This is a genomic window from Burkholderia sp. E168m23 (assembly GCF_016586125.1).
GTDB lineage: Bacteria > Pseudomonadota > Gammaproteobacteria > Burkholderiales > Burkholderiaceae > Burkholderia > Burkholderia orbicola.
On record NZ_BCPP01000363.1, the window covers coordinates 1 to 6,371 of the forward strand.

7 protein-coding genes and 1 pseudogene are annotated in these 6,371 nt (G+C 66.7%); 6 read left to right on the forward strand and 2 right to left on the reverse strand.

The window, feature by feature from the left end:
* Positions 1-801, reverse strand: a pseudogene (locus JMF90_RS19025) (polyamine aminopropyltransferase); the annotation flags it as partial.
* A 121-nt stretch (positions 802-922) separates the two neighbouring features.
* Here JMF90_RS19025 and JMF90_RS19030 point away from each other — a divergent pair.
* The 5 genes from JMF90_RS19030 to speD are packed head-to-tail and all read left to right on the forward strand — an operon-like array spanning position 923 to position 4,430.
* Positions 923-1,309, forward strand: a complete 387-nt coding sequence (locus tag JMF90_RS19030; RefSeq protein ID WP_006480820.1) for a DUF350 domain-containing protein — start codon at positions 923-925, stop codon at positions 1,307-1,309.
* A gap of 27 nt (positions 1,310-1,336) precedes the next feature.
* Complete coding sequence (locus JMF90_RS19035) at positions 1,337-2,377, forward strand: SPFH domain-containing protein (RefSeq protein ID WP_011547261.1); 1,041 nt, start codon at positions 1,337-1,339, stop codon at positions 2,375-2,377.
* A gap of 9 nt (positions 2,378-2,386) precedes the next feature.
* The gene (locus tag JMF90_RS19040; RefSeq protein ID WP_011547262.1) at positions 2,387-3,904 is read left to right on the forward strand and encodes a DUF4178 domain-containing protein; all 1,518 of its coding nucleotides are present in this window, start codon (positions 2,387-2,389) and stop codon (positions 3,902-3,904) included.
* Positions 3,901-4,050: a hypothetical protein gene (locus JMF90_RS19045; RefSeq protein ID WP_153489189.1), complete on the forward strand. Its 150-nt coding sequence runs from the start codon at positions 3,901-3,903 to the stop codon at positions 4,048-4,050. Before JMF90_RS19040 ends, JMF90_RS19045 begins: the two co-directional genes overlap by 4 nt.
* Positions 4,047-4,430 (forward strand): adenosylmethionine decarboxylase, encoded by a 384-nt coding sequence (gene speD, locus JMF90_RS19050; RefSeq protein WP_012339664.1) that lies wholly within the window; start codon positions 4,047-4,049, stop codon positions 4,428-4,430. The genes JMF90_RS19045 and speD overlap by 4 nt, the downstream gene beginning before the upstream one ends.
* Before the next feature lie 121 nt (positions 4,431-4,551).
* Here speD and JMF90_RS19055 read toward each other — a convergent pair whose 3' ends face one another.
* Positions 4,552-5,004, reverse strand: coding sequence for an SRPBCC family protein (locus JMF90_RS19055; RefSeq protein ID WP_012339665.1), 453 nt, complete (start codon positions 5,002-5,004; stop codon positions 4,552-4,554).
* Positions 5,005-5,189: 185 nt separating this feature from the next.
* Between JMF90_RS19055 and JMF90_RS19060 the strand changes: the two genes are divergently transcribed.
* Entirely contained in the window at positions 5,190-6,230 is a 1,041-nt protein-coding gene (locus JMF90_RS19060) for a bifunctional nicotinamide-nucleotide adenylyltransferase/Nudix hydroxylase (protein WP_012339666.1), read from the forward strand.
* The last annotated feature ends 141 nt before the right edge of the window (positions 6,231-6,371 follow it).

Below are 6,371 nucleotides of genomic sequence, written 5' to 3' on the forward strand. Positions count from 1 at the left end.
GCGGTGCTCGTCGCGCGACGAGAATTGCAGGTTGCCGTTCAGGTACAGCCGCATGTCGTCGTGCCACTGCGTGAGCACGATGCGCTGGTACGGCGTCGTTTCCGAGTAGATCGTCTCGTCGCCGTACACGCCGTGTTCGGCCCAGTGCGTGATGCGATCCGACAGCGCGAACCCGGCGACCAGCAGCCCGATCACGAGCGACGCACGCATCAGCTTGCCGCGCACGTTGCGGATCTCGTCGCGGAACAGGTGGGTCGTCCACAATGCGACGAATGCGTTCAGGAGACCGAACAGGAAGCTCGTACGCAGCAGGCCGAGGCGCGGCGCGAGCACCAGCGGGAAGATCAGCGACACGGCGAGCGAGCCGAGATAGTCGAAGGTCAGCACCTCGCTGACGGTATGGCGGAACGCCTGGCGCCGCTGCTGGAACGCGCGCATCACGAGCGGAATCTCCATCCCGATCAGCAGGCCGAGCGCGAGCACCAGTGCGTAAAGCGCCGCGCGAAACGGCGCGGCGAGCCATGCGAACACCACGAACAGGAGCGCTGCCGACACGCCGCCGAGCAGGCCGACGAGCAGCTCGATGTCGACGAAGCGGTCGAGCACGTCGTCGTCCTCGACGAACTTCGCGAGCCACGAGCCGATTCCCATCGCGAACAGGTAGCAGCCGATCACCGACGAGAACTGCAGGATCGAGTCGCCGAGCAGATAGCTCGACAGCGCGCTACTGATCAGTTCGTAGCCGAGCCCGCACGACGCGAGCACGAGAATCGACAGGACGAGTGCACGCTTATGCAGCATCGCGCATCCGTTGTGCAGTGTTCGGCAATGTGGATATACTGGCGCGGATTTTCGTCTGGCGGCCCTGTGCGGGCCGGCCGGCGACGGGGCGGCGAACCGAGCACAAAATCCGAGGAAAAGAATGAATAGTGCCTATCTTTATGCGGTTCATTTACTGTCGGCGTTCGTGCTGCTTCTCGTGTTCGCGGCAGTGTACCTGAAGGTCACCCCGTTCGACGAACTGGCGCTGATCCGCGACGGCAACGCGGCCGCGACGCTGTCGTTCGGCGGCGCATTGATCGGTTTCTGCCTGACGCTCGCATCCAGCATCGCGCACAACTCGACGCTCGGCGAAGTCGTGATCTGGGCCGTCGGCGCGATGATCGTGCAACTGATCACCTATGCGGTGCTGACGCGCGTGATGCCCGGCATGAATCATGCGATCGAGGATCGCAACGTCGCGATGGGCGGCCTGATGGGCACCGCGTCGCTCGTCGTCGGCATCATCAATGCCGCCTGCCTGACCTGACGCACCACGCGTTTCGAGGAGACCGACATGAGTCTGGGTTCATTCATCCGCAAGCAGTTCATCGACGTCCTGCAATGGACGGAAGACACCGACGGCGTGCTGGCCTGGCGCTATCCGATGGAAGACCAGGAAATCCAGTACGGCGGCAAGCTGACCGTGCGCGAAACCCAGGTCGCGATCTTCGTCAACGAGGGCAAGGTCGCCGACGTGTTCCAGCCGGGGCTCTACACGCTGGAAACGCGCACGCTGCCGGTACTCACGAACCTGAAGAACTGGGACAAATTCTTTCAGTCGCCTTTCAAGTCCGACGTCTATTTCTTCAGCACGCGGCTGCAGCTGGGCCGGCGCTGGGGCACCGCGCAGCCGGTGACGATCCGCGACCGCGAATTCGGCTTCGTGCAACTGCGCGCGTTCGGTATCTATTCGTATCGGATCGTCGATGCGGCTGCGTTCCACCGCGAGGTGAGCGGCACGCGCGCGGCATACACGGTCGACGATCTCGAGCAGCAACTGCGCAATCTGGTCGTCACCGCGATGAGCACGACGTTCGGCTCGGCCGACGTGCCGTTCGTCGACATGGCCGCGAACCAGTCGCTGCTGTCGCAGCGCGTCGCCGAGGCATTGGTGCCGGTGTTCACGCGTTACGGGCTGGCGCTCGACGCGTTCGCGGTCGAGAGCGTGTCGCTGCCGGCCAAGCTGCAAAAGGCGCTCGACCTGCGGATCGGTGCCGGGATGGCCGGCGATCTCGCGCGCGCCACGCAATACCAGACCGCGCAGGCGATTCCGCTCGCCGCGCAGAACCCGGGCGGCATCGCCGGGGTCGGCGCGGGGCTCGCCGCGGGTGCGGCGATCGGGCAGGCGATGGCTGGCCAGATCGCGGGCGCCGCGCAACCGGCGCAGGCCGCACCGCCCACGCCCGTTGCCGCGCCGGTGGCCGCCGCAGCGGCCGAGAGCACTGATTACGTGCAGCGGCTCGAGCAGCTGAAGGCACTGTTCGACAAGGGCCTCGTGACCGAAGACGAATATTCGCGCGCGAAGGCCGAGATCCTCGCGAAGCTCACCCGGTAAGCGGCACGCATGTTCCGTACCTCGTGCCCCCAGTGCGGCGCGCCGGTCGAGTTTCGCTCGGCCGCGGCGGTGATGGCCGTCTGCGCGTTTTGCCGTAGTACGTTGCTCAAGCGCGGCACCGAGGTCGAGCGCATCGGCGAACTGGCGACGGTGCTCGACGATGCATCGCCGATCCAGATCGGCACGGCCGGGCGCTACGACAAGCGCGCGTTCACGGTGCTCGGCCGCATCCAGATGACCTACGACGCCGGCGCGTGGAGCGAGTGGTACGTCGTGTTCGACGACGGCGCGTTCGGCTGGCTGTCGGATGCGTCGGGGCAGTACGCGATCACGGTGCGCGAACCCGACGATGCGTCGGGCGGCGCGTGGCCCGCATTCGACACGCTCGAACCGGGCATGCGGATCGACCACGGCGGCCGCGCGTATCTGGTGTCGGACGTGCGTACCGCGCGCTGCACGGGCGGTGACGGCGAACTGCCGTTTCGCGTCGATGCCGGCTGGGAGGCGCGCGTCGCCGACCTGCGCACGGGCAATGCATTCGCGACCTGCGACTATTCCGACGCCGGGTCGAACGGCGGCAGCCCGGCCGTCTACGCGGGCGAGGCGCTGGAATTCGACGCGCTCGCGTTCACGGGGCTGCGCGACATCGAAAACGATACGCGCGAGAAGCGCGGCGCGGAGCTGGTGCCGTTCGCGTGCCCGAGCTGCGGCGCGCCGCTGTCGTATGCGCCGAACGTGGCCGACTACGTCGTGTGCGGCAGTTGCCACGCGGGCGTGCAGTGCACGGCCGAGCAGCAGACCGTGTTCGCGGCCCGGCGCAAGCTCGAATCGGTGAAGGGCGCGCTCGAACTCGGCGCGATCGGCACGTTCGACGGCGTGAAGTACACGGTGATCGGCATGATGCGCTGCCGCGTGCCGGGCGACGACGAGACGTGGGACGAATACCTGCTGCTGAACCCGAAACGCGGTTTCCTGTGGCTCGTGCAGAGCGAAGGGCGCTGGGAACGCGTGCAGGTGCTCGACCACTGGCCGACGATCGGCAGCGAATCCGGCAACGTGACCGAAGGCGGCAAGACCTACCGGCTGCGTGAGGAATACGAATCGGAGGTCGTCTACGTGGTCGGGGCATTCAACTGGCGCGTGCAGGCGGGCGATCGCACGTCGATCATCGACTACGGCTGGCAGAAGGACAAGCTGACGCGCGAGCGCAGTGACGCGGAGATCGTCTGGTCGCGTGCGCGACCGCTGTCGGGCGGCGCGCTCGCCGAACGCTTCGGCACGCCGGCGCTGGCCGCGGCCACGACGGCCGCCACGGGCGCGACCGAATCGATGGGTCTGTTCGGCAGCAAGGGGCCGCACAGTTTCGCGCCGCTGCCGTTCATGTTCAGCGCGCTGCTCGTGATCTTCAACCTCGGTTCGCTGTTCTCGTTCACCGGCCGCTCCGTCTACGTGCTGGTCGGCCTGCTGGTGCTGTGGCTGCCGGAATGGCTGTGGAAGCGGTTTGCGTCGGACGGGGGCAACGCGTGATCCGGTACATCCTCTACGGCGTCTACGGCCTGATCGTCGTCACGCTGTTCAGCTGCGCATCGATCGGCGGCAGCGGTTCGGGCGGCGGCGGGTGGGGCAGCTCGTCGGCGCGCAGCGGTTACTCGTCGTACGGGTCGCACAAATGACTGCGCGCGACGGGATCGCGCCGCCGTGCGCGACGCTCGGCTCGCACGTGCTGGCCGACCTGGCGGGCATCGATGCGGCGCTGCTGCGCGACGCCGCGCGGCTCGAAGCGATCCTCACCGATGCGGCGCAACGGGCCGGCGCGCGCGTGATCGGCGCGCACTTCCATCATTTCGGCGGCGAGCATGGCGTGACGGGTGTCGTACTGCTGGCGGAGTCGCACATCACGATCCATACGTGGCCCGAGCATCGCTTCGCGGCCGTCGATGCGTTCATGTGCGGCGCGGCGCGCGCGGCCGATGCAGTCGATGCGATCGCGGCGGCGCTCGGCACGCATGCGCAGGTTCGGCAGCAGGTGGCGCGCGGCAGTGCGCTGGCATGAGCCAGGATGCCGCGTGCCGTGCATCGGCCACGGCGGGTCGTCGGGATGGCGGCCGCCGGTCGTTTCCCCGGCTCGGTGAATCCGGCAAATAGCGGGCGGCGCGGCCGCCGGCGCATACCGGTCAGCGCGGCAGCGCTTCGGCTTCGGCCCAGCGCTTGAACGAATCGAGACGCCGGCGCGTCTGCACGAGATAGAACGCGCCGATCAGCGGTTCGAGCAGCCAGCGCAGCCACGACGGCTGCGCGCGAAAGTGGTACGTGAACTTCACCTCGGTCGACCCGGGCGTGTGCTCGACGAAGTTCCAGCTGCCGCTGAAGCGTTGGAGCACCTTCGGGCCTTCGACCATTTCGACGGCGGCGACCTGCGGCGGACGGTATGAAATGTAGCGCGACACCATCGTCGCGCCCGACTGGCTGCGGCAGAACGCGTCGACGCCGACATCGGCGGTCGTGCCGTCGAGCAGATAGGCGTCGCTGAGGAAGTTGTCCCACACGAGCCGCCGTCCGTAGTCCTGCGACCACGTGAACAGGCGCCTGCGGTCGACGCCGACGGTCCGGCTGACTGAGATCCTCATGAGGGTGGGCGCGCGGATTGGCATGAAATCGAGTGTACCGCGCCAATAACCTGTGTTTCGTCAGACTTCGTCAAGTCGAGCATGCGCTCGAACGAGCGCGATTGACGCATCTCGGGAATTCCCCTAGGATTTATCCCAACCCTTCGGGACAGACCCGGAGCGTTTCAATCTCTTGAGGGAGCCTCATGAGTACGCAACAGAACCGGCGCTTCGACGCGCTCGTTTTCATTGGTCGTTTCCAGCCTCCGCATCGTGGTCACCTGAACGTGCTGAAGTCGGCACTGAGTCGGGCCGAACGCGTGTGCGTGCTGATCGGGTCGACCGACAAGCCCCGCACCATCAAGGACCCGTTCTCGTTCGACGAGCGCCGCCAGATGCTGGCTTCGTTGCTGGACGCGTCCGAGCGCGATCGCGTGACGATCGCCCCGCTGCAGGATTCGACCTACAACGACGGCGACTGGGTGCGCTGGGTGCAGGATGCGGTGGCCGTCGCGCTCGGCGACGTCGCGCAACGCAAGGTCGGGTTGATCGGCCACGAGAAGGACGCCACGTCGTATTACCTGCGGATGTTCCCGCAATGGGAGCTCGTCGACGTCGACGCGACGGAAGACATTTCCGCCACCGAGATCCGCGACCAGTATTTCGCCGAACGCACCAACAGCTTCGTGCAGTGGGCCGTGCCGGAACCCGTGTTCGGCTGGCTCGAGCGTTTTCGCACGCAGCCGGAATTCGCGCAACTGAAGTCGGAAGCCGAATTCATCGCCGCGTATCGCAAGGCGTGGGCGGCCGCGCCGTATCCGGTCACGTTCGTGACGGTCGACGCGGTGGTCGTGCATTCGGGGCATATCCTGCTCGTGCGCCGCCGCAGCGAACCGGGCCGCGGCCTGTGGGCGCTGCCGGGCGGCTTCGTGAACCAGGACGAGCGGCTCGATGCGGCGTGCATCCGCGAGCTGCGCGAGGAAACCGGCCTCAAGCTGCCGGAGCCCGTGCTGCGCGGCTCGATCAAGGATCGCCAGGTGTTCGATCACCCGACGCGTTCGCTGCGCGGCCGCACGATCACGCATGCGTGCCTGTTCAACTTCCCGACCGGCGAGTTGCCGCGCGTGAAGGGCAGCGACGACGCCGACAAGGCGCGCTGGGTCCCGCTCAACGAATTCGCGCAGATGCGCAACGTGATGTTCGAGGATCACTTCGACATCGCGTATCACTTCCTGGGGAAGCTGTGACGCGCTGATTCCCCGCATCCGGTCCGCCGCGACAGACGCGGCGGCACTTCAACGGCCTAGAGGAGCTCTAGCCATGCAAAACGATCCCGGCGGCTTTGCCGCGGTTCTCGCCAATCCGATTCTCAACACGGATTCGTACAA

What these genes read in the sequence shown, in the direction of transcription:
- JMF90_RS19030 (WP_006480820.1), top strand. Translation starts at nt 923, where the DNA reads ATGAATAGTGCCTATCTTTATGCGGTTCATTTACTGTCGGCGTTCGTG.
- JMF90_RS19035 (WP_011547261.1), top strand. Translation starts at nt 1,337, where the DNA reads ATGAGTCTGGGTTCATTCATCCGCAAGCAGTTCATCGACGTCCTGCAA.
- JMF90_RS19040 (WP_011547262.1), top strand. Translation starts at nt 2,387, where the DNA reads ATGTTCCGTACCTCGTGCCCCCAGTGCGGCGCGCCGGTCGAGTTTCGC.
- speD (WP_012339664.1), top strand. Translation starts at nt 4,047, where the DNA reads ATGACTGCGCGCGACGGGATCGCGCCGCCGTGCGCGACGCTCGGCTCG.
- JMF90_RS19055 (WP_012339665.1), bottom strand. Translation starts at nt 5,004, where the DNA reads ATGAGGATCTCAGTCAGCCGGACCGTCGGCGTCGACCGCAGGCGCCTG.
- JMF90_RS19060 (WP_012339666.1), top strand. Translation starts at nt 5,190, where the DNA reads ATGAGTACGCAACAGAACCGGCGCTTCGACGCGCTCGTTTTCATTGGT.